The organism is Thermomonas sp. S9 (assembly GCF_024704365.1).
Lineage (GTDB): Bacteria > Pseudomonadota > Gammaproteobacteria > Xanthomonadales > Xanthomonadaceae > Thermomonas.
Map to the genome: position 1 here is coordinate 1,985,615 of NZ_JAJDFY010000001.1, position 20,340 is coordinate 2,005,954.

Consider the following 20,340-nt stretch of genomic DNA (forward strand, 5'->3'; position numbering starts at 1 on the left):
GGTGTCGATTCTAAACACCGCCCCGCCACATACCTAGACGTATGCGCCCGCGCGCGGCGCTGGACGCCGGCACCGGCATCGAGACCGGCACTGAAATCGTGTGCACCGCAATCCCACCGCCGAAGCGTATTAAGCTCGGACCCCCAAGGCTGGAACCGATGTCCGTGACGCTTGCCACGCCCGCTTCGCTGTTGACCGTGTTCGGCGCCACCGGCGACCTCGCGCGGCGCATGCTGCTGCCCTCGCTGTACAGCCTGCAGGCCGAACGCCTGCTGCCGGAGGGCATGCGCATCCTCGGCACCGCGCGCAGCGAGCTGGACCGCGCGGGCTTCGCGCAGCTGGTGGCCGACAGCATCCAGCAGCGCATCCCGGGGCACGAACGCCGCGAGGACGCCCTGCGCGGCCTGCTGGAGCGGCTGGACTACCTGCCCGCCAGCGCCGACGACGATGCCTCGATGGCGGCGCTGGCCACGCGCGTGCAGGCCCTGCGCGCGGGCGACGTGCTCTACCACATGAGCACCGCGCCGAAGTTCTACGGCCCCGCCTGCCAGGCGCTGGCCGCACACGGCGTCGCCGGCCCCGGCACCCGGGTGATGCTGGAAAAACCCATCGGCAGGGACCTGGCCAGCGCGATCGCGATCAACGACGCGGTCGCGCGCGCATTCGACGAGGCGCGCGTATACCGGGTCGACCACTACCTCGGCAAGGAGGGCGTGCAGAACCTGATCGCGCTGCGCTTCGGCAATGCGCTGTTCGAGCCGCTATGGAACGCCCGTCATATCGAACAGGTGCAGATCACGGTGGCGGAGACCGTCGGCGTGGAAGGCCGCGGCGACTATTACGACGAGGCCGGCGCGCTGCGCGACATGCTGCAGAACCACCTGCTGCAGCTGCTGTGCCTGGTCGCGATGGAGCCGCCGGCGCGGTTCGATCCGAGCGCAGTGCGCAACGAGAAGATCAAGGTGCTGCGCTCGCTGCGGCCGATCGACGCCGGCAACGTCGCCACCGAATCGGTGGCCGGCCAGTACACCGCCGGCGCGATCGACGGCGTGGCGGTGCCCGGCTACGCGGACGAGCTGGGCCGCCCCAGCCGCACCGAGACCTTCGTGGCGCTCCGCGCGCAGGTGGACAACTGGCGCTGGTCGGGGGTGCCGTTCTACCTGCGCACCGGCAAGCGCCTGGCCGCGCGCAGCACCGAGATCTTCATCCAGTTCCGCAAGGTGCCCTACTCGATCTTCGGCGGGCGCGCCGCCGCCGACATGCGCCCGAACGGGCTGCTGATCCGGCTGCAGCCGGAGGAACGCATCGAGCTGCAGCTGATGAGCAAGACCCCGGGCCTGGACCGCAGTGGCCTGCGCCTGTCGCAGGTCGCGCTGGACCTGGATTTCCACCAGGAGTTTTCCAGCGCGCGCCGGCGCATCGCCTACGAGCGCCTCTACCTCGATGCGATCGAGGGCAACGGCACCCTGTTCGTGCGCCGCGACGAGACCGAGGCCGCCTGGCAGTGGGTGGACGCGATCGCCGCCGGCTGGCGCAATACCGGCATGCTGCCGCGCCCCTATCCCGCCGGCACCTGGGGGCCGGGCGCCGCGATCTCGCTGGTGGACCGCTCGGGCCACGGCTGGCGCGAATGAGCGGACGCGCGGCGATGGCAGGCATCGAGCACCTCTATCCCGACACCCCCGCGCTGGTCGCCGGGGTCGCCGCTGCATTCACGCAGGCCTGCCGCGACGCCATCGCCCGCCGCGGCCACGCCTGGCTGGCGCTGGCCGGCGGGCGCACGCCGCTGCCGGTGTATGCGCAGCTGGCGCAGGCGCTCCGCGGCGCGCGGATCGACGCCGTGCCCACCGACGAGCGCTGCGTCCCGCACGACCACCCGGCCTGCAACCTGCGCCAACTGCGCGTGGCTTTCCCCGCCGCGCTCCCGCTCACCGCCGCGGATGGCGCCATCGACGCCTCGCTGGCACAGGCGCGCGCACTGCTCGCCGCGCATCCTGCGCCGTTCGATGCGGTGCTGCTCGGGATGGGCGCGGACGGCCACATCGCCTCGCTGTTCCCGGGCGCCGCCAACCTGGCCGACGGCCTGGCGCTGGACAGCGGCGTGGACGCCATCGCCACCCTGCCCGACCCGCTGCCGCCGGAGGCGCCGTTCGCGCGCATCAGCCTGACCCTGCCGCGCCTGCTGCGCGCAGACGGCGTGCACCTGGTCGTGACCGGCCACGACAAGCGGGCGGTGCTGGACCAGGCCCGCCGCGATCCGCATGCGCCTTTCCCGGTCGCCGCGCTGCTGCATGCCGGCGCGCCGATCCACCTCCACTGGAGCCCCTGATGACCCCCCACTGCACCCCGTCGTCGAACGCGTGACCGCCCGCATCGCCGGGCGCAGCCGCGCCACCCGCGCCGAGTATCTGGCGCAGATGGAGGCGGCGCGCGCCCAGGGCCCTTACCGCCACCGGCTTTCCTGCGGCAACCTCGCGCACGCCTTCGCGGCGGCCGGCGAGGACAAGCCGGCCCTGCGCGCCGGCCGCGGCCCCCACATCGGGATCGTCACCGCCTACAACGACATGCTCAGCGCGCACCAGCCGCTGGAACACTACCCGGCGCTGATCCGGATGGCCGCGCGCAACGCCGGCGGCAGCGCGCAGGTGGCCGGCGGAGTGCCGGCGATGTGCGACGGCATCACCCAGGGCCGCGCCGGCATGGAGCTGTCGCTGTTCTCGCGCGACGTGATCGCCATGGCCACCGCGGTGGCGCTGTCGCACGACTGTTTCGACGCCGTGCTGTGCCTGGGCGTGTGCGACAAGATCGTGCCGGGCCTGCTGATCGGTGCGCTCCGCTTCGGCCACCTGCCGGTGATCTTCGTGCCGGCCGGTCCGATGCCTTCGGGCATTCCCAACAAGCAGAAGGCGGAAGTGCGCCAGCGCTATGCGCTCGGGCAGGCCAGCCGCGAGGAGCTGCTGGACGCCGAGGCTGCCTCCTACCACGCGCCCGGCACCTGCACCTTCTACGGCACCGCCAACTCCAACCAGATGCTGATGGAAGTGATGGGCCTGCACCTGCCCGGCAGCGCCTTCGTGCCGCCGAACACGCCGCTGCGCGATGCGCTGACCGTGGCCGCCACCGAACAGGCGCTGCGCATCACCGCGCTGGGGCAGGAGTACCGGCCGCTGGCGCACACCATCGACGAAAAGGCCATCGTCAACGCACTGGTCGGGCTGGCCGCCACCGGCGGGTCCACCAACCACACCCTGCATCTGGTCGCCATCGCGCGCGCGGCCGGGCTGCTGATCGACTGGGACGATTTCGACGCGCTTTCACGCGCCACCCCGCTGCTGGCGCGCATCTATCCCAACGGCGCGGCCGACGTGAACCAGTTCGAAGCCGCCGGCGGCATCGGCTTCGTCATTTCCCAGCTGCTCGACGCCGGGCTGCTGCACGAGGACATCGCCTGCGTGCACGGCGGCAGCCTGCGCCGACAGGCGATGCAGCCGTATCTGGAGGACCTGGCCCTGCGCTGGCGCGCCTCTCCCGCGCAATCGCGCGACCCCGACATCGTGCGCCCGGCCGCCGCGCCGTTCGACGCCGAGGGCGGGCTGCGCCGGCTGCAGGGCAACCTCGGGCGCGCGGTGGTCAAGATTTCCGCGGTCGCGCCGGAATTCCGCCGCATCCAGGCCCCGGCGCGCATCTTCGACTCCCAGGACGCCCTGCTGGCCGCCTTCCAGGCCGGCGCACTGGAGGGCGATTTCGTCGCGGTGGTGCGCGGCCAGGGCCCGCGTGCCAACGGCATGCCCGAGCTGCACAAGCTCACCCCGACCCTGGCGGCGCTGCAGGATCGTGGCCAGCGCGTGGCCCTGCTCACCGACGGGCGCATGTCCGGCGCCTCGGGCAAGGTGCTGGCGGCGATCCATCTCACCCCGGAGGCCGCCGACGGCGGGCCGCTGGCGAAGCTGCGCGAGGGCGACCCGGTGCGCATCGACGCCGAGGCCGGAACCCTGGAGGCGCTGGTCGATGCCGGCGAGTGGCAGGCGCGCGCGCCCGCCGCGCTGGCGCTGGACGGCAACCGCCGCGGCGTCGGCCGCGAGCTGTTCGGGCTGCTGCGCGGCCACGTCGGCCCCGCCGAGGAGGGCGCCTGCAGCCTGTTCGGAGCCGACGCATGAGCGCGGATTCGCTGGCCCTGGTGGGCGATATCGGCGGCACCAACGCGCGCTTCGCGCTGGTGGATCTGGCGGCGCCGGCCATCGAACTGCACGCCTCGAAATCACTGCCGAACGCCGGGTTCGCCAGCCTGCAGCACGCGATCGAACACTACCTGGCCGAGGTGCGGGAAGCCCCGGCGCGCGCCGCGCTGGCGGTGGCCTGTCCGGTGGGCAGCGACGAGATCCGGCTGACCAACCGCGCCTGGTCGTTCTCGCGCTCCGAGCTGCAGGCCGCGCTGGGGCTGGTCGAGCTGCGCATGCTCAACGATTTCGGCGCGGTCGCCTGGGCGGTGCCGGCATTGTCGGACGAGCATCTGGTGACCCTGCATGGCGATGCGCGTGCACCGCTACGTGGGCCGATCAGCGTGCTCGGCCCCGGCACCGGGCTGGGCGTGGCGCTGCTGGTGGGCGATCCCGCGCGCGGCTGGCAGGTGGTGGAAACCGAGGGCGGCCACGTCGGCTTCGCCCCGATCGGCGACGAGGAACGCGTGATCGCCGCCTGGCGACCGCCCAGCACGGACGCACCTCCACCGAGCGCCTGCTGTGCGGGAAGGGCCTGTCCGAGATCGACCTGGTGCTGCGCGGCGCGGCGGTGCTGCCCGCGGTGCATCTGCTGCCGGGCGAAAGCAGCCTGCAGCGCCCGGCCCTGCGCGATCCGGCGGAGATCGTGGCGGCTGCGCTGGACGGCCACGACCAGGCCGCGCGGCGCGCGCTGGCGCGCTTCTGCGCGGTGCTGGGCAGCGTGGCCGGCGACTGCGCGCTGATCCACGGCGCGCGCCGGGTGGTGATCGCCGGCGGCATCGTGCCGCGTTTCTTGCCGTTCCTGCGCAGCAGCGCCTTCCGCGAACGCTTCCTCGCCAAGGGCCGCATGGCCACCCTGCTGGAATCGGTGCCGATCCAGGTCATCACCCATCCCCATCCCGGCCTGCTCGGCGCCGCCTGCGCGCTGCGCGCCCCGGAGTCCTAGCCATGTTCGATCCCGTCCAACTGCGCGAGCGCATCGATGCCGTGTTCGCACGCGCGCCGGTGATCCCGGTGATCACCCTGCAGCGGCTGGAGGATGCCCTGCCGCTGGGCCGCGCGCTGGTCGAGAACGGCCTGCCGGTGCTGGAGGTGACCCTGCGCACGGCGTGCGCGCTGGAGGCCATCGCCCTGCTCGCGCGCGAACTCCCCAAGGCCTGCGTCGGCGCCGGCACGGTGCTGTCGTCCGCGGATCTGACGCGCGTGGCGCAAGCCGGCGCCGCCTTCGCGATCTCGCCTGGCGCCACCAACGCGCTATATGCGGCCGGCAAAGACTGCGGCATTCCGCTGATCCCCGGCATCGCCACCGCCAGCGAGCTGATGCGCGGGCTGGAACATGGCTGGCAGCGCTTCAAGTTCTTCCCGGCCGAGGCCAGCGGCGGCGTGGCCGCGCTCAAGGGCCTGGGCGGGCCGCTGCCGCAGGCGCGCTTTTGCCCCACCGGTGGGATCGACGCGGCCAGGGCCCCGACCTATCTCGCGCTGCCCAACGTGGCCTGCGTGGGCGGTTCGTGGATGCTGCCGGACGACGCCCTGCGTACGCGTGACTGGGCGCGCATCGGCCAGCTCGCGCGCGCCGCGGCTGGCCTGCGCGGCTGAGGGGCGGGCACGCTCAGTCGCAGCCGCTGCAGCCGCCGCACTCCTTGCCGCCGCCCTGCACCGGCGGCGCGATCCGGCGCGCCAGCGCATGCATCCACTTCGGCCGCCCCGGACGCGCCAGCGGCAGCGCCAACATCAGCCGCAGGCGGCGGGTGGCATTCGGAAACTGCTTGCGCATGACCACCGCCGCGCTGGCCAGCACCGCCAGCGCGACCAGCAGGTATTGCAGCCATAGCGGCAACGCGATCATCCCGCCCCCAGCATCAGCGCGATGCGATAGGTCAGCAACGACGCCAGGTACGCCAGCGCGAACAGATAGCCGGCCGCAAACGCGGTCTGCCGCCAGGAATGCGTCTCGCGGCGGATCGTCACCAGCGTCGACAGGCACTGCGGCGCGTAGATGTACCAGACCAGCAGCGACAGCCCGGTGGCCAGCGACCATTGCGACTGGATCAACGGGGCCAGCGCCTGCGCGGCGGCATCGTCGCTGCCGGCCGACAGCGCATACACGGTCGCCAGCGAGGACACCACCACCTCGCGCGCGGCCAGCCCGGGGATCAGCGCGATGCAGATCTGCCAGTTGAAGCCGATCGGCGCGAACACATACGTCAGCGCATGCCCGATGCGGCCGGCCAGGCTGTAGTCGATCGCCGGCCCCGTGGCACCCGGCGGCGGCGCGGGGAAACTCAAGAGAAACCAGAGCAGGACGGTCAGCGCCAGGATGATGCCGCCCACCCGCTTCAGGAAGATCAGCGCGCGCTCCCACAGCCCGATCAGCAAATCGCGCGGGTGCGGCAGGCGATAGGACGGCAGCTCCATCAGCAGCGGATGCTCGCCGGCATCGCGGCGCCATGTCTTCATCGCGAAGGACACCAGCAGCGCGCTGAGGATGCCCGCCATGTACAGCGCAAACAGCACCAGCCCCTGCAGGTTCAGACCTGTGAACACCTCCCGCCGCGGCACGAACGCGCCGATCAGCAGGGTGTAGATGGGCAGTCGCGCCGAGCAGGTCATCAGCGGCGCCACCAGGATCGTGGTCAGACGGTCGCGCGGATCCTGGATCGAGCGCGTGGCCATGATGCCGGGCACCGCGCAGGCGAAGCTGGACAGCAGCGGGATGAAGCTGCGTCCGGACAGGCCCGCCGCCGCCATCGGCCGGTCCAGCAGGAACGCCGCGCGCGGCAGGTAGCCGGATTCCTCCAGCGCCAGGATGAACAGGAACAGGATCAGGATCTGCGGCAGGAACACGATCACGCTACCGGCGCCGGCGATCACGCCGTCCACCAGCAGGCTGCGCAGCGGCCCCTCCGGCAGGACCTGGCCGACATGCAGGCCGACCCAGGCCGTGGCCGCCTCGATCCCGTCCATCAGCGGCGCGGCCCAGGCATACACCGCCTGGAAAATCAGGAACATCACCAGCGCCAGCACCAGCCCTCCGATCACCGGGTGCAGCAGCCAGCGGTCGAGCGCATCGTCGATCGCCGCCGTCCGTCGCGGCATGCGCACCGCCAGATCCAGCAGGCGGCGCACCTCGGCATGCAGCGCCGCGTCTTCGGGCAGCTGGTGCGCGGCCGGCGCCGCCGCCGGTACCTGCTGCAAGGCCTGCACCAGCGCCTGCGCGCCATCGCGGCGAACCGCCACGGTTTCCACCACCGGCACGCCGAGCTCCCGCGCCAGCGTCGCCACATCGATATGGATACCGCGGCGGCGCGCCACGTCCATCATGTTCAGCGCCACCAGCATCGGCCGCCCCAGCGCGCGCAGCTCCAGCACGAAGCGCAGATGCAGGCGCAGGTTAGTGGCATCGACCACGCACACCAAGAGATCCGGCGCCGGCTCGCCCGGGTAGAAACCGCGGATCAAATCGCGCGTCACCGCCTCGTCCAGGCTGGCCGCATGCAGGCTGTAGGCGCCCGGCAAGTCCAGCACCGAGCAGCGCCGCCCGGACGGCAGCGTGAACCAGCCCTCCTTGCGCTCGACGGTGACGCCGGCATAGTTGGCCACCTTCTGGCGGCTGCCGGTGAGCAGATTGAACAGCGCGGTCTTGCCGCAGTTGGGATTACCGGCCAGGGCGATGCGCGCAGGAGGGGCCAGCGGGCTCATGCCCCGGCTCCGCTGCCGCTGCGCAGGCGCACCCGCGCCGCCTCGATCCGGCGCAGTGCAAAACGGGTGAAGCCCACCTGCACCAGCAGCGGCTCGCGGCCCAGCGGCCCGGCGGCCACCACCTCCACCGGCTCGCCGGCGACGAACCCCAGCTCGCGCAGACGGCGCGCCACCGGGTCGTTGGGCGTACGCGCATCGACCGCAGCAACGACTGCGGCCTGCCGCAGCGGAAGTTCGGAGAGCACCATATGGGCATCACACAAATAGGAATTGTTCGCAATTCTAGCACCACGCCCCGGCGCGGCATTGATCCTGCTCAAGCCCCGCGCCGGCGGCGTTTATCATTCGTCATGGATTTCCAGGATGCCTGCCCCATGCCTATTGCCCTGCGTGTGCACCGCGACGGCCCGCTCGCCCGCCTGTGCCTGGCCCGCCCCGGCGTGCGCAATGCCTTCGACGCCGCCCTGATCGCGGAGCTGACCGCCACGCTGGAGGCGCTGGGCGGGGATCCCGGCGTGCGCATGGTGGTGCTGGAAGGCGAAGGCCCCGCGTTCTCGGCCGGGGCCGACCTGAACTGGATGCGCGCCATGGCCGCCGCCAGCGAAGAGGAAAACCGCCAGGATTCGCTCGCCCTCGCGCGCCTGATGCGCACCCTGGACGAACTGCCGAAGCCGACCATCGCCCGCGTCCACGGCGATGCCTACGGCGGCGGCGTGGGCCTGGTGGCCTGCTGCGACATCGCCATCGGCGTTCCCACGGCCAGGTTCGGCCTGACCGAGAGCAGGCTGGGCCTGCTGCCGGCGGTGATCTCGCCGTATGTCATCGCCGCGATCGGCGCGCGCCAGGCCCGCCGCTATTTCGCCAGCGCCGAAGTCTTCGATGCCGCCGAGGCGCTGCGCCTCGGTCTGCTGCATCAGGTGGTCGAGCCGGGGCAGCTGGACGCTGCGGTGCAACGGCAGGTGGACCTGCTGCTGAAGGCCGGACCGGCGGCGAGCGCTGGCGCGAAGGCGCTGGTGCGCGCCGTCACGGCGCATGCGGACGCCGCCCGCCACGATGCCGACAACGCCGCCCTGATCGCCCGCCTGCGCGTTTCGCCGGAAGGCCAGGAAGGCATCGCCGCTTTCCTCGAAAAACGCCCGCCGAACTGGATGCCACGCTGATGTTCGATCGCCTCCTCATCGCCAACCGCGGCGAAATCGCCTGCCGCGTGATCCGCACCGCGCGCAAGCTCGGCATCCGCACCATCGCGGTGTTCTCCGAGGCCGACATCGACGCCCAGCACGTGCGCCTGGCCGACGAAGCGCACTGCATCGGCGGGCCGCGCCCGCAGGACAGCTACCTGCGCGGCGACGCCATCCTGGAGGTCGCGAAGAAGACCGGCGCGCAGGCCATCCACCCGGGCTACGGCTTCCTATCCGAGAACGCCGACTTCGCCGACGCGGTGCAGGCCGCCGGGCTGGTGTTCGTGGGCCCGTCCGGCGCCTCCATGCGCAAGATGGGCAGCAAGGCCGGCGCCAAGGACCTGATGGCCGCCGCCGGCGTGCCGGTGGTGCCGGGCTACACCGGCGAGGACCAGTCGCCCGGACGGTTGCAGCGCGAGGCCGACCGCATCGGCTATCCGCTGATGATCAAGGCCGCGCACGGCGGCGGCGGCAAGGGCATGCGCATCGTGCGCGAATCCGGCGAGTTCGCCGCGCACCTGGAAAGCTGCCAGCGCGAGGCCAAGAACGCCTTCGGCCGCGACCGCGTGCTGCTGGAGCGCTACATCGAGCAGCCGCGCCATATCGAGATCCAGGTGTTCGCCGACCATCACGGGCATGCGCTGCATCTGGGCGAGCGCGAATGCTCGGCGCAGCGCCGCTACCAGAAGGTGCTGGAGGAATCGCCCTCGCCGTTCGTCACCCCCGAGCTGCGCGCCGCGATGGGCGCCGCGGCGGTGCAGGCCGCGCGCGCGATCGACTATGCCAACGCCGGCACGGTGGAGTTCATCGTGGCCCCAAGCGGCGAGTTCTACTTCATGGAGATCAATACCCGCCTGCAGGTCGAGCATCCGGTGACCGAGCTGGTCACCGGGCTGGACCTGGTGGAGTGGCAGCTGCGGATCGCCGCCGGCCAGCCGCTGCCGCTGACGCAGGAGGCCATCGCCCAGCGCGGCCACGCGATCGAGGTGCGGCTGTACGCGGAAGACCCGGATGCCGGCTTCCTGCCCGGCTCCGGCACCCTCACCCGGCTGCGCTTGCCGCCGCCATCGCGGCATGTGCGGATCGACGCCGGCGTGGTCGAGGGCGACACCGTCACCATCTTCTACGACCCGATGATCGCCAAGCTGATCGTGTGGGACGAGGACCGCCCGCGCGCGCTGGCGCGCCTGCGCGAGGCGCTGGCGGCGTGCGCGATCGACGGGCCGAAGTCGAACGTGGCGTTCCTGGAGCGGCTGGTGCGGCACCCGGCGGTGGTGGAAGGCCGCATCGACACCGGCTATCTCGACCGCCATCTCGACGAATTCCTCGCCCCGGCCGTCCCGGAAACGGCCGCGGTGCTCGCCGCCGCCTGCGCCTGCCTGCTGGCGCAGGAAGCGGCGGCAGGCGCGGCCGCCGCCGCCTCGCCCGACCCGACCTCGCCGTGGGCGCTGGCCGACGGCTGGCGCCTGGGCCATGCCGGCGCGCGCCGGCTGCACCTGCGGCACGGCGAGGCCAGGATCGAACTGCGCGCGCACGGCCATGCCGGCCAGTACCGCCTGCTGCACGCCGGGCAACCCCACGCCATCGACGGCGCGCGCTGGCAGGACGGTGTGCTGAGCCTGCGGATCGACGGCGCGATGCGCCGCGTCCGCGCCGCCGTCGATCTCGCCGCCGGCCTGGTGCAGGTGCACGATGGCCAGTCCCGGCTGTCGCTGCGCATCGACAGCGGCCATCGCAGCGGCGCCGCCGATGCCTCCAGCGGCGATCACCGCATCCGCGCGCCGATGCCCGGCCGGGTGGTGCTGGTGCAGGCCGCTGCCGGGCAGGCCGTGCAGGCCGGCGAGGTGGTGCTGGTGCTGGAGGCGATGAAGATGGAACTGGCCCTGAAAGCCCCGCGCGCCGGCAGGCTGGCGGAAATCCGCGCCGCCGCCGGCGATTTCGTCGAGGCCGATGCCGTGCTGGCCGTACTGGAGGATTGACGCCATGTCCACAGCCGCCACCGCATCCGCTGCCATGCCCGCCGCTGTCCGCATCGTGGAAGTCGGCCCGCGCGATGGGCTGCAGAACGAAAAAACCGACATCGGCACCGCCGCCAAGATCGAACTGATCGACCGTCTGTCGCGCACCGGCCTGCGCAGCATCGAAGCCACCGCATTCGTCAGCCCCAAGTGGGTGCCGCAGATGGCCGATGCCGCCGACGTATTGGCCGGCATCACCCGCGCGCCCGGCGTGTCCTACCCGGTGCTGGTGCCGAATCTGCAGGGCTATGAGCGCGCCCGCGCCGCCGGCGCGCAGGAGGTGGCGGTGTTCACCGCGGCCTCCGAGGCGTTCAACCGCAGGAATACCAATGCCGGGGTCGAGGAATCACTGCAGCGCTTCCAGCCTGTGCTGGAGCGCGCCCGCGCCGATGGCGTCAAGGTCCGCGGCTATGTCTCCACCGTGCTCGGCTGCCCGTACCAGGGCGAGGTACCGCTGGCCGACGTGGTGCGCGTGGCGCGCGCCCTGTATCAGATGGGTTGCTACGAAATCTCGCTCGGCGACACCATCGGCGTCGGCACCCCGGGCAAGGCGCGGGCGATGCTGCGCGCGGTTGCCGGCGAGGTGCCGATGGGCGCGCTCGCCATCCATTTCCACGACACCTACGGGCAGGCGCTGGCGAACGTGCTGGCCTGCCTGGAGGAAGGCGTGGCGGTGGTGGACAGCGCGGTGGCCGGCGCCGGCGGCTGCCCGTATGCGAAAGGCGCCAGCGGCAACCTGGCCAGCGAGGACCTGGTGTACATGCTGCACGGGCTGGGCATCAAGACCGGCATCGACCTCGACCTGCTGGCCGAAACCGGGCGCTGGCTGGCCGGCCTGCTCGGACGCGAGACCGGCAGCAAGGTCGGCCGCGCGCTGTCCTCCTGATCCTCTCTCCTGCTGCCTGCCCGCTCCCACATGCATCCATTTCGCCTGCGCCCGATCCAGCCCAGTGACGATGCGGCCATCGCCACCATCATCCGCAGCGTGATGCCCGAGTTCGGCGCGGTGGGCAGCGGCTTTGCCATCGCCGACCCCGAAGTGGACTGGATGAGCCGCGCCTACGCCGCGCCGCGGCATGCCTATTTCGTGGTCGAGCGCGGCGGGCGCGTGGTCGGCGGCGGCGGTATCGCGCCCCTGGCCGGCGGCGATCCCGATACCTGCGAATTGCGCAAGATGTATTTCCTGCCCGAGGCGCGCGGGCTTGGCGCCGGCACGGCGCTGATGGCGCGCTGCCTGGACGCCGCGCGCGGCTTCGGCTTCACCCGCTGCTACCTGGAAACCCTGACCGGCATGGACGCGGCGATGCGCCTGTACGAACGCAGCGGCTTCCGCCGTCTCGATGCCCCGCTGGGCGCCACCGGGCACGGCGGCTGCAACCGCTTCTACCTGCTGGACCTCGCTTCGGCATAGCCCGCGTCGGGTCTGCCGCCGGGAGGCTGTGCAGAGTGCGCCATGGATGGCGCATGTCGGCGACATCGAACAGGATGTTCGCATCGAGCCGCAAGCAGTCCCCGGCGGCAGACCCGGCACTCATCGCAATTGGCTAAAATCGCGGTTTTCCGCCCGCAGGATTCCCCCATGCAACTCGCTTCCGTTCGCGCCGTGGTCACCGGCGGCGTCTCCGGCCTCGGCCTGGCCGTGGCCCGGCATCTGGTCGCCCACGGCGGCAAGGCCGCCCTGTTCGACCTCAACGACGAGAAGGGCGCGGCCGCGGTCGCCGAACTCGGCGAGGCCAACGCCCGCTACTTCAACACCAACGTCACCGACGAAGCCCAGGTCGCGGCCAACGTCGGCGCGGCGCAGGCCTTCCTCGGCGGGCTGAACGCCTGCATCAACTGCGCCGGCATCCTCGGCGCCGGCCGCGTGCTGGGCAAGACCGGGCCGATGCCGCTCGCGCACTTCCAGACCACGGTAATGGTGAACCTGGTCGGCAGTTTCAACGTGGCGAAGGCCTGCGCCGACAGGATGCAGCACAACGACGCCGGCCCCGACGGCGAACGCGGCGTGATCGTCAATACCGCCTCGGTCGCCGCCTACGAAGGCCAGATCGGGCAGGCCGCCTACTCGGCATCGAAGGGCGGCGTGGTCGGCATGACGTTGCCGATGGCGCGCGAGCTGGCGCGCTTCGGCATCCGCGTCAACACCGTCGCTCCGGGCGTGTTCTGGACCCCGATGGTGGACGGCATGCCGGAGGAGGTGCAGAAATCGCTGGCCGCCACCATCCCATTCCCGTCGCGCCTGGGCAAGCCGGAGGAGTTCGCGGACCTGGTCGGCCACATTCTGACCAACGCCTACCTCAACGGCGAAACCATCCGCCTGGATGGCGCCACCCGGCTGGCGCCGAAGTAAGCCGCCCATACGTATCGCTCCGCTCACCACCGGCCAATCACCCATGAAGGCTTACGACATCAAGAAGGGCAACGTCGTCGAACACAACGGCGGCGTGTACCAGATCCGCGACATCGAGCGCAGCAGCCCGCAGGGGCGCGGCGGCAACGTGCGCTACCGCTTCACCATGTATGCCATCCCCGGCGGCAACAAGCTGGATGCCAGCTTCGACGGCGACGACGACCTGCGCGAAGTGGACATGAGCCGCCGCCAGTGCACCTATTCCTACAAGGACGGCGACGCCTTCGTGTTCCTCGATGACGAGGACTACACCCCGTACACCCTGGATGCCGACGCGGTGGGCGACGCCGCCGGCTACATCGTGGACGATCTCGCCGGCATCTACGTGCAGCTGATCGAGGACGCCCCGGTGGCGATCCAGCTGCCGCAGTCGGTGGCGATCGAGGTGGTGGACACCCCGCCGGAGCTGAAGGGCGGCACCGCCACCAAGCGCCCGAAGCCGGCCAGGCTGTCCACCGGCATCGAGATCATGGTGCCGGAGTACATCGGCATCGGCGAGAAGGTGTGGGTCAACACCACCACCGGCGAGTTCGCCGGGCGCGCGGAGTGATGCTATGCCGTCATCCCCGCCAAAGCGGGGATCCGGTCGTTCTGGTTCCCGCGGAACATGGCGCTGGATACACGGGCATCCGTCAGTGAACGATGTCCTCTTTCGCGGTAATGACGAGCGAAAAAGCATGAGCGAAGCCCTCGCTCCCGTCGCCCTCGCCGGCCACGGCATCCGCCTGGAGCCGCTGGCGCGCACGCACATCCCCGCGCTGCAGGACGCGGTGGACGACGGCGACGTCGGCGCGCTGGCCTACGCCAGCGTGCCGCCGCGCGAGGGCATGGCGGCATGGGTCGAGCACGCGCTGGCGATGCGCGAAGCGGGGCGCGAGCTGCCGTTCGCCATCCTCGCCGGCGGCCGCGTGGTCGGCAGCACGCGCTTCTACGACATCGACCTGTCGGTGCCGACGCTGGCGATCGGCTACACCTTCCACGCCGCCTCGATCTGGCGCACCCATGTCAACACCGCAGGCAAGCGGTTGCTGCTGGGCCACGCCTTTGACACCCTCGGCGCGCAGTCGGTGCATTTCCACACCAGCCACCTCAACCTGCGCTCGCAGGCGGCGATCGAGCGGCTGGGCGCACGCAAGGACGGGATCCTGCGCGCGCACAAGCGGCACAAGGACGGCAGCCTGCGCGACACCTACGTGTATTCGATCCTCGCCGCCGAATGGCCGGCGATCCGTGCCCGGCTGGACGCACGCCTGGCCAGGGGCTGAGCTCAGAATGGCCGCTCAGTCCAGCAATTTGCCTGGATTCATGATCCCCTTCGGATCCAGCGCCGCCTTGATGCCGCGCATCGCCGCGATTTCCGCCGCACTGCGCGTGCACCACAGGTAGGGCTTCTTCACCAGGCCGATGCCGTGCTCGGCGGAGATGCTGCCGCCATGCCGCTGCAACAGCTCGGCCAGCAATCGGGTCACGCGCTCGCAGTCGGCCACGAACTCCGCCTGCGCGGCGGCCTCCGGCTTGAGGATGTTGATGTGCAGGTTGCCGTCGCCGATGTGGCCGAACCAGACCACCTCGAACTGCGGGTACTCGCGCGCCAGCAGCGCCTGCGCCTCGGCCAGGAACGCCGGCATCGCCGCGACCCGCACCGACACGTCGTTCTTGTACGGCAGGTATTTCGCCAGACTTTCGGTGATGCCCTCGCGCAGGCGCCACAGCTGGGCCGCCTGCGCCTGGCTACCAGCGATCACGCCGTCGCTGGCCAGCCCCTGCGCGAGGCACTGCTCGAATGCGGCTAGCGCCGCGGCCTCGCTGGCCTCGTCCGCGGCGAACTCGGTGACGACGTAGAACGGGTGGACCGTATCGAACGGCGCCTGCGCGCCGTGGGCCAGCACGTGCCGCAGCGCGACGTCGGTGAAGAATTCGAACGCCTGCAGCGGCAGGCGGTGGCGGAAGGCCGAAAACACCTGCATCAGGGCGTCGAAGCCGGGCAGCGCCAGCAGCATCACCCGGGTCGGCGGCGGCGGGTCGGTGAGCCGCAAGGTCGCCTCCACCACGATCCCCAGGGTGCCCTCCGCACCGATCATGAGGTGGCGCAGGTCATAGCCGCTGGAATTCTTCACCAGGGCGCGGCCGAGCTCCAGCACCTCGCCACTGGCCACCACCACTTTCAGGCCGGCGATCCAGTCGCGGGTGTTGCCATAGCGCACCACCCGGATGCCGCCGGCATTGGTCGAAATAGTGCCGCCGATGGTGCACGAGCCGCGCGCGGCGAAATCCACCGGGTACTGCAGGCCCTGCGCGCGCGCCGCCTCCTGCGCCAGCTGCAGCGGAATGCCGGCCTGCACGGTGAGGGTGCGGTCCACCGGGTCGAAGCCCAGCACCTGGTTCATGCGTTCGAGGCTGACCACCAGCTCGCCGCTGGCGGCAACCGCGCCCCCCGACAGCCCGGTGCGCCCGCCCGAGGGCACTAGCGCCACGCCTTCGGCGTTCGCCCAGCGCACGATTGCCTGCACCTGCTCCACGCTGGCCGGCTGCGCGATGGCCAGCGGTGCCGGCGTCCAGCGCCGGGTCCAGTCGCGGCCATAGTGCGCCAGGTCGGCGGGATCGGTGAGCAGGCGCAGCGCAGGCGCGGCGGCACGCAGCGAGGCAAGGCGGGCGTCGGTCATGGCGGGCGCGAAGCCGTGTGGACGAGGCCGGACCATAGCATGCCGCAGCGCAACAACGCGGCCGGTTTCTGGCTATAGTCGGCGCTCGTTTCCCCATCGCTCCGCCCGCACCCCGCCATGCCGCCGAAGAGCAAAACCTCGTTCCCGAAACAGGACATCCGCGTGCTGCTACTGGAGGGCATCAGCGCCAGCGCGGTGGAGGCCTTCCGCGCGGCCGGCTACACCCAGATCGAAACCCATTCCAAGGCGCTGCCAGCCGACAAGCTCAAGGAGCGTATCGCCCATGCGCACATCCTCGGCATCCGCTCACGCACGCAGCTGACCGCCGAGGTACTGGCCGAGGCCAGGCGCCTGATCGCGATCGGCTGTTTCTGCATCGGCACCAACCAGGTGGACCTGGACGCGGCCGAACTGGCCGGCATCCCGGTGTTCAACGCGCCCTACTCCAACACCCGCAGCGTGGCCGAACTGGTGGTGGCGCAGGCGGTGATGCTGATGCGCGGGATCCCGCAGAAGAACGCGCAGTGCCACCGCGGGATCTGGGACAAATCCGCTTCCGGCAGCCACGAGGTGCGCGGCAAGACGCTGGGGATCATCGGCTACGGCCACATCGGCACCCAGGTCGGTGTGCTGGCGGAAGCGCTCGGAATGCGGGTGATCTTCCATGACATCCAGACCAAGCTGGCGCTGGGCAACGCGCAGCCGGCCGCGGGGCTGGATGATCTGCTCACGCAGGCAGACGTGGTGACGCTGCACGTGCCGGAGACCCCGGCGACGCAGTGGATGATCGACTCCGAAAAGCTGGACCTGATGAAGCCGGGCGCGCATCTGATCAACGCTTCGCGCGGCAGCGTGGTGGTGATCGACGCGCTGGTCGCGGCGCTGGGCGCGGGCCACCTGGCCGGGGCCGCGGTGGACGTGTTCCCGGCCGAGCCGGAGGCCAACGGGCCCGGCTTCGAGTCGCGCCTGCGCGGCTTCGACAACGTGCTGCTCACTCCGCACGTGGGCGGCAGCACGCTGGAGGCGCAGGACAACATCGGCACCGAGGTCGCCGCCAAGCTGATCCGCTACAGCGACAACGGCAGCACCCTGTCGGCGGTGAACTTCCCAGAAGTGGCGCTGCCCGAGCACGCCGGCAGCCGGCGGTTGCTGCACATCCACCGCAACGTGCCGGGCATGCTCTCGCAGGTCAACGAGGTGTTCGGCCGGCATGCGATCAACATCGACGGCCAGTTCCTGCGCACCCACCCGAAGGTGGGCTACGTGGTGATCGACGTGGCCGCCAGCAAGGCGCAGGCCAGCGCGCTGCGCGAGGAGCTGGCGGCGATTCCCGGCACCCTGCGCACGCGCGTGCTGTACTGACCGCTACCGCGCGTCCTGCCGTCGCGCTCTCCACTTGCCCGCCATGCGCCGCAGCGAGGTATCCGCCGCCGGATCGATCGCCAGTGCATCGATACCGCGCCAGGCCAGATCCAGCGACTCGGGGCTGACCACGAAGTCCTCGCGCTCGCCAGCATGCGCCACATAGCGCACGTCGTAATGCCAGTGACCCGGCACGCCCTTGTGCTCGGGGATCCAGTGGCGATCCAGATCGAAAATGTCCGGGGCGATGTGTAATCCCGCAAGCCCCGACTCCTCCTCGGCCTCGCGCAGCGCCACCTGCACCAGGTCGTGTTCGCCATCCGCATGCCCACCGAGCTGCAGCCACATGCCCAGCTTGCGGTGGTGGGTCAGCAGCACGCGCTCACCAGTGCGATCCACCAGCCAGCACGAGGCGGTGAAATGCCCGGCCAGGCGCTCGCGCCGGAACGGATCCCCGGTATCCGCCAGCAGTTCGCGGAACAGCGCCACCGTCTCCTGCTCGCCGGGATGGCGAGAGGCGTAATCGTCCAGTGCGGCAGAAAACCCGGCATCTTCGGCGCGCATCGCTCTCTCCCTGAAAATGAATGCGCCGCATTATCCCGCGCCCTGACCGCCGGCGCTTGTGCCGGCGCCCCTTCAGCGTATAAGGTCGGCGGCTTGTGACTGCCCGCGCGGCGGTCATCCATGCACCAGCCAGAGAGGGGAGCCACCTGATGCTGTTCCAGCGAGTCAAACCGCTCGACAAGATCCTCGAGACCGCCGAAAAGAAATCCCTCACCCGCCAGCTCGGCGCCTTCCAGCTGACCATGCTCGGCATCGGCGCGATCATCGGCACCGGCATCTTCGTGCTCACCGCCGCGGCGGCACAGAAGGCCGGCCCCGGCATGATGTGGAGCTTCGTGATCGCCGGCGCGGTGTGCGCGGTCGCGGCGCTGTGCTACTCGGAAATCGCGGCGATGGTGCCGGTGTCCGGTTCCGCCTACACCTACACCTACGCGGTGATGGGCGAGCTGCTGGCGTGGATGGTGGGCTGGGCGCTGATCCTGGAATACGCGGTCGCTGCCTCCGCGGTCTCGGTCGGCTGGTCCGGCTATTTCATGGGGCTGGTGAAAAGCGCGACCGGGTTCGAACTGCCCGCCGCGCTGGCCGCGGGCCCGGCGTGGTCGTTCGCCAACGGCATCCCGCACGTCGATTTCAGCCACGGCATGTTCAACCTGCCGGCGGTGGTGATCGCGCTGGCGGTCACCGGCCTGCTGGTGATCGGCACCACCGAGAGCGCGCGCGTCAACGCGATCCTGGTGGCGATCAAGATCACCGCGCTGACCGCGTTCATCGCGCTGACCCTGCCGGTCATCAACGGTGCCCACTTCGAGCCGTTCGCGCCCAACGGGTGGTTCGGCAACGGCAACGGCGCGGGGCTGGGGATCGTCGGCGCCGCCGCCTCGATCTTCTTCGCCTACGTCGGGTTCGACGCGGTCTCCACCGCGGCCGAGGAAACCAGGAACCCGCAGCGCAACGTGCCGATCGGCCTGATCGGCAGCCTGGCGGTGTGCACCATCTTCTACCTGCTGGTGGCCGCCGGTGCGGTGGGCGCGATCGGCGCCCAGCCGACCGCCCCCGGCGTGCAGCCCGGCACGCCGGAGTTCGTCGCCCAGTGCCAGGCGCTGCTGGCACAGGGCCAGCAGCCGCTGGTCTGCTCCAACGAGGCGCTGGCGCACGTGCTGCGCATGCTGAACCACCCGCGCGTGGGCGACATGGTGGGTCTGGCCGCCAACCTGGCGCTGCCTTCGGTGATCCTGATGATGCTCTACGGGCAGACCCGCATCTTCTTCGTGATGGCGCGCGACGGCCTGCTGCCCGAGGCCCTGTCGGACGTGCATCCCAAGTGGAAGACCCCGCACAAGGTCACCCTCATCACCGGCGTGTTCGTGGCGATCGCCGCGGCGCTGTTCCCGGTGGGCCAGCTGGCCGACATCTCCAACTCCGGCACCCTGTTCGCCTTCTTCATGGTGGCACTGGCAGTGCTGATGCTGCGGGTCAAGGATCCGGGCCGCCACCGTCCTTTCCGCACCCCGCTGGTGTGGATCGTGGCGCCGCTGGCCGCGGCCGGCACCGTGTTCCTGTTCGTCAACCTGCCGTTCGAGGCGAAGATGGTGCTGCCGGTCTGGGGTGGCATCGGGCTGGTGCTGTACTTCCTCTACGGCTTCCGCAAGAGCCACCTCGGCCGCGGCGTGGTGGAGGTGCACGAGGGCGATGCCGGCATCCCGCCGAAGCCGGTGCCGCCGATCGAGGACTGAACCGTCCTGCCAGCCAGGCAGTCCGGCAGCCACCAAAACGAACGGCGCCCTGCGGCGCCGTTCGCTTATGCAGGAAGCGCGGCGAAAACACCGCAAGCGGCGAAGGATGCCGCCGCCGTGCTCAGACCTTCTTCGCCCAGGCGCTGCACCAGCCCTTGGCCGCCACACTGTTCTTCGGGAACAGCTGGCAGGGGCCATAGGCCGCACCAGCGGCGCCTTTGTAGAAATTGCAGTTGGCGCAGTGGCTGCCCGGCTTGAACGCCGGATGCTTGACTGCGGCGGCATCCTCGGTATAGGCCAGCGCCTTGGCGGCAGGGTCGGCCGGGGTCAGCTTCGGCAGGTCGGCCGCCTGCGCCGAGAGGGTGCGCAGCACCAGCGGGGCCGCGGCGGCAGCAGCAGCGAGTGTCACGAAACGGCGGCGGGAACGATCGAACGTCATGGCGAGCCTCGAGGCGTGGCGGGATATGCGGGCAGCTTACGCCAGCGGGAGGCG

At 70.9% G+C, this 20,340-nt stretch carries 20 protein-coding genes and 1 pseudogene; 15 read left to right on the top strand and 6 right to left on the bottom strand.

Annotated features, from left to right (window positions below):
* Positions 1-158: 158 nt before the first annotated feature.
* The 6 genes and pseudogenes from zwf (at position 159) to LJB71_RS09885 (ending at position 5,813) form a co-directional block, all read left to right on the top strand.
* Positions 159-1,634, top strand: a complete 1,476-nt coding sequence (gene zwf / locus LJB71_RS09865; RefSeq protein ID WP_259304052.1) for a glucose-6-phosphate dehydrogenase — start codon at positions 159-161, stop codon at positions 1,632-1,634.
* A complete protein-coding gene (gene pgl / locus LJB71_RS09870; RefSeq protein WP_259304053.1) occupies positions 1,631-2,329 on the top strand; it encodes a 6-phosphogluconolactonase in 699 nt (232 codons plus the stop codon). The genes zwf and pgl overlap by 4 nt, the downstream gene beginning before the upstream one ends.
* Entirely contained in the window at positions 2,292-4,157 is a 1,866-nt protein-coding gene (gene edd / locus LJB71_RS09875) for a phosphogluconate dehydratase (protein WP_259304054.1), read from the top strand. Before pgl ends, edd begins: the two co-directional genes overlap by 38 nt.
* Positions 4,154-4,681, top strand: a pseudogene (locus LJB71_RS14660) (glucokinase); the annotation flags it as partial. The gene edd and the pseudogene LJB71_RS14660, both read left to right, overlap by 4 nt.
* A gap of 71 nt (positions 4,682-4,752) precedes the next feature.
* The gene (locus LJB71_RS14665; protein ID WP_345779465.1) at positions 4,753-5,163 is read left to right on the top strand and encodes a glucokinase; all 411 of its coding nucleotides are present in this window, start codon (positions 4,753-4,755) and stop codon (positions 5,161-5,163) included.
* Positions 5,164-5,165: 2 nt separating this feature from the next.
* A complete protein-coding gene (locus LJB71_RS09885; protein WP_259304055.1) occupies positions 5,166-5,813 on the top strand; it encodes a bifunctional 4-hydroxy-2-oxoglutarate aldolase/2-dehydro-3-deoxy-phosphogluconate aldolase in 648 nt (215 codons plus the stop codon).
* 13 nt (positions 5,814-5,826) lie between these two features.
* On the opposite strand, the gene LJB71_RS09890 is transcribed toward LJB71_RS09885, so the two are convergent.
* The 3 genes from LJB71_RS09890 to LJB71_RS09900 are packed head-to-tail and all read right to left on the bottom strand — an operon-like array spanning position 5,827 to position 8,164.
* Complete coding sequence (locus LJB71_RS09890) at positions 5,827-6,060, bottom strand: DUF6587 family protein (protein WP_259304786.1); 234 nt, start codon at positions 6,058-6,060, stop codon at positions 5,827-5,829.
* Positions 6,060-7,916, bottom strand: a complete 1,857-nt coding sequence (locus LJB71_RS09895) for a ferrous iron transporter B (protein ID WP_259304056.1) — start codon at positions 7,914-7,916, stop codon at positions 6,060-6,062. The genes LJB71_RS09890 and LJB71_RS09895 overlap by 1 nt, the downstream gene beginning before the upstream one ends.
* Positions 7,913-8,164, bottom strand: coding sequence for a FeoA domain-containing protein (locus tag LJB71_RS09900; RefSeq protein WP_259304057.1), 252 nt, complete (start codon positions 8,162-8,164; stop codon positions 7,913-7,915). The genes LJB71_RS09895 and LJB71_RS09900 overlap by 4 nt, the downstream gene beginning before the upstream one ends.
* 126 nt (positions 8,165-8,290) lie before the next feature.
* Between LJB71_RS09900 and LJB71_RS09905 the strand changes: the two genes are divergently transcribed.
* The 7 genes from LJB71_RS09905 to LJB71_RS09935 all read left to right on the top strand — a co-directional run bounded on the left by LJB71_RS09905 (position 8,291) and on the right by LJB71_RS09935 (position 14,790).
* Positions 8,291-9,076, top strand: coding sequence for an enoyl-CoA hydratase/isomerase family protein (locus LJB71_RS09905; RefSeq protein ID WP_259304058.1), 786 nt, complete (start codon positions 8,291-8,293; stop codon positions 9,074-9,076).
* Complete coding sequence (locus tag LJB71_RS09910; protein WP_259304059.1) at positions 9,076-11,076, top strand: acetyl-CoA carboxylase biotin carboxylase subunit; 2,001 nt, start codon at positions 9,076-9,078, stop codon at positions 11,074-11,076. Before LJB71_RS09905 ends, LJB71_RS09910 begins: the two co-directional genes overlap by 1 nt.
* A gap of 34 nt (positions 11,077-11,110) precedes the next feature.
* Positions 11,111-12,001, top strand: coding sequence for a hydroxymethylglutaryl-CoA lyase (locus LJB71_RS09915; RefSeq protein WP_259304787.1), 891 nt, complete (start codon positions 11,111-11,113; stop codon positions 11,999-12,001).
* A gap of 30 nt (positions 12,002-12,031) precedes the next feature.
* Positions 12,032-12,526 carry a GNAT family N-acetyltransferase gene (locus LJB71_RS09920; protein ID WP_259304060.1) on the top strand — a complete coding sequence of 165 codons (495 nt, stop codon included), beginning with the start codon at positions 12,032-12,034 and terminating at the stop codon, positions 12,524-12,526.
* 168 nt (positions 12,527-12,694) lie between these two features.
* Complete coding sequence (locus LJB71_RS09925; RefSeq protein ID WP_259304061.1) at positions 12,695-13,465, top strand: SDR family NAD(P)-dependent oxidoreductase; 771 nt, start codon at positions 12,695-12,697, stop codon at positions 13,463-13,465.
* A 43-nt stretch (positions 13,466-13,508) separates the two neighbouring features.
* On the top strand, positions 13,509-14,075 hold the full coding sequence (gene yeiP, locus LJB71_RS09930; protein WP_259304062.1) for an elongation factor P-like protein YeiP: 567 nt from the start codon (positions 13,509-13,511) through the stop codon (positions 14,073-14,075).
* A 127-nt stretch (positions 14,076-14,202) separates the two neighbouring features.
* Complete coding sequence (locus LJB71_RS09935; RefSeq protein WP_259304063.1) at positions 14,203-14,790, top strand: GNAT family protein; 588 nt, start codon at positions 14,203-14,205, stop codon at positions 14,788-14,790.
* Positions 14,791-14,805: 15 nt separating this feature from the next.
* Here LJB71_RS09935 and LJB71_RS09940 read toward each other — a convergent pair whose 3' ends face one another.
* Positions 14,806-16,188, bottom strand: a complete 1,383-nt coding sequence (locus tag LJB71_RS09940) for an FAD-binding oxidoreductase (protein WP_259304064.1) — start codon at positions 16,186-16,188, stop codon at positions 14,806-14,808.
* Between the two features lie 117 nt (positions 16,189-16,305).
* Here LJB71_RS09940 and serA point away from each other — a divergent pair, with 117 nt between their 5' ends.
* Positions 16,306-17,550 (top strand): phosphoglycerate dehydrogenase, encoded by a 1,245-nt coding sequence (serA, locus tag LJB71_RS09945; RefSeq protein ID WP_259304065.1) that lies wholly within the window; start codon positions 16,306-16,308, stop codon positions 17,548-17,550.
* Positions 17,551-17,553: 3 nt separating this feature from the next.
* Here serA and LJB71_RS09950 read toward each other — a convergent pair whose 3' ends face one another.
* Positions 17,554-18,114, bottom strand: a complete 561-nt coding sequence (locus tag LJB71_RS09950; protein WP_259304066.1) for an NUDIX hydrolase — start codon at positions 18,112-18,114, stop codon at positions 17,554-17,556.
* Between the two features lie 149 nt (positions 18,115-18,263).
* Here LJB71_RS09950 and LJB71_RS09955 point away from each other — a divergent pair, with 149 nt between their 5' ends.
* The gene (locus LJB71_RS09955; protein ID WP_259304067.1) at positions 18,264-19,847 is read left to right on the top strand and encodes an amino acid permease; all 1,584 of its coding nucleotides are present in this window, start codon (positions 18,264-18,266) and stop codon (positions 19,845-19,847) included.
* 121 nt (positions 19,848-19,968) lie between these two features.
* Here LJB71_RS09955 and LJB71_RS09960 read toward each other — a convergent pair whose 3' ends face one another.
* Positions 19,969-20,286, bottom strand: coding sequence for a high-potential iron-sulfur protein (locus LJB71_RS09960; protein WP_259304068.1), 318 nt, complete (start codon positions 20,284-20,286; stop codon positions 19,969-19,971).
* Positions 20,287-20,340: the final 54 nt, after the last annotated feature.

What these genes read in the sequence shown, in the direction of transcription:
- zwf (WP_259304052.1), top strand. Translation starts at nt 159, where the DNA reads ATGTCCGTGACGCTTGCCACGCCCGCTTCGCTGTTGACCGTGTTCGGC.
- pgl (WP_259304053.1), top strand. Translation starts at nt 1,631, where the DNA reads ATGAGCGGACGCGCGGCGATGGCAGGCATCGAGCACCTCTATCCCGAC.
- edd (WP_259304054.1), top strand. Translation starts at nt 2,292, where the DNA reads ATGCCGGCGCGCCGATCCACCTCCACTGGAGCCCCTGATGACCCCCCA.
- LJB71_RS09885 (WP_259304055.1), top strand. Translation starts at nt 5,166, where the DNA reads ATGTTCGATCCCGTCCAACTGCGCGAGCGCATCGATGCCGTGTTCGCA.
- LJB71_RS09895 (WP_259304056.1), bottom strand. Translation starts at nt 7,916, where the DNA reads ATGAGCCCGCTGGCCCCTCCTGCGCGCATCGCCCTGGCCGGTAATCCC.
- LJB71_RS09900 (WP_259304057.1), bottom strand. Translation starts at nt 8,164, where the DNA reads ATGGTGCTCTCCGAACTTCCGCTGCGGCAGGCCGCAGTCGTTGCTGCG.
- LJB71_RS09905 (WP_259304058.1), top strand. Translation starts at nt 8,291, where the DNA reads ATGCCTATTGCCCTGCGTGTGCACCGCGACGGCCCGCTCGCCCGCCTG.
- LJB71_RS09910 (WP_259304059.1), top strand. Translation starts at nt 9,076, where the DNA reads ATGTTCGATCGCCTCCTCATCGCCAACCGCGGCGAAATCGCCTGCCGC.
- LJB71_RS09915 (WP_259304787.1), top strand. Translation starts at nt 11,111, where the DNA reads ATGCCCGCCGCTGTCCGCATCGTGGAAGTCGGCCCGCGCGATGGGCTG.
- LJB71_RS09920 (WP_259304060.1), top strand. Translation starts at nt 12,032, where the DNA reads ATGCATCCATTTCGCCTGCGCCCGATCCAGCCCAGTGACGATGCGGCC.
- LJB71_RS09925 (WP_259304061.1), top strand. Translation starts at nt 12,695, where the DNA reads ATGCAACTCGCTTCCGTTCGCGCCGTGGTCACCGGCGGCGTCTCCGGC.
- yeiP (WP_259304062.1), top strand. Translation starts at nt 13,509, where the DNA reads ATGAAGGCTTACGACATCAAGAAGGGCAACGTCGTCGAACACAACGGC.
- LJB71_RS09935 (WP_259304063.1), top strand. Translation starts at nt 14,203, where the DNA reads ATGAGCGAAGCCCTCGCTCCCGTCGCCCTCGCCGGCCACGGCATCCGC.
- LJB71_RS09940 (WP_259304064.1), bottom strand. Translation starts at nt 16,188, where the DNA reads ATGACCGACGCCCGCCTTGCCTCGCTGCGTGCCGCCGCGCCTGCGCTG.
- serA (WP_259304065.1), top strand. Translation starts at nt 16,306, where the DNA reads ATGCCGCCGAAGAGCAAAACCTCGTTCCCGAAACAGGACATCCGCGTG.
- LJB71_RS09950 (WP_259304066.1), bottom strand. Translation starts at nt 18,114, where the DNA reads ATGCGCGCCGAAGATGCCGGGTTTTCTGCCGCACTGGACGATTACGCC.
- LJB71_RS09955 (WP_259304067.1), top strand. Translation starts at nt 18,264, where the DNA reads ATGCTGTTCCAGCGAGTCAAACCGCTCGACAAGATCCTCGAGACCGCC.
- LJB71_RS09960 (WP_259304068.1), bottom strand. Translation starts at nt 20,286, where the DNA reads ATGACGTTCGATCGTTCCCGCCGCCGTTTCGTGACACTCGCTGCTGCT.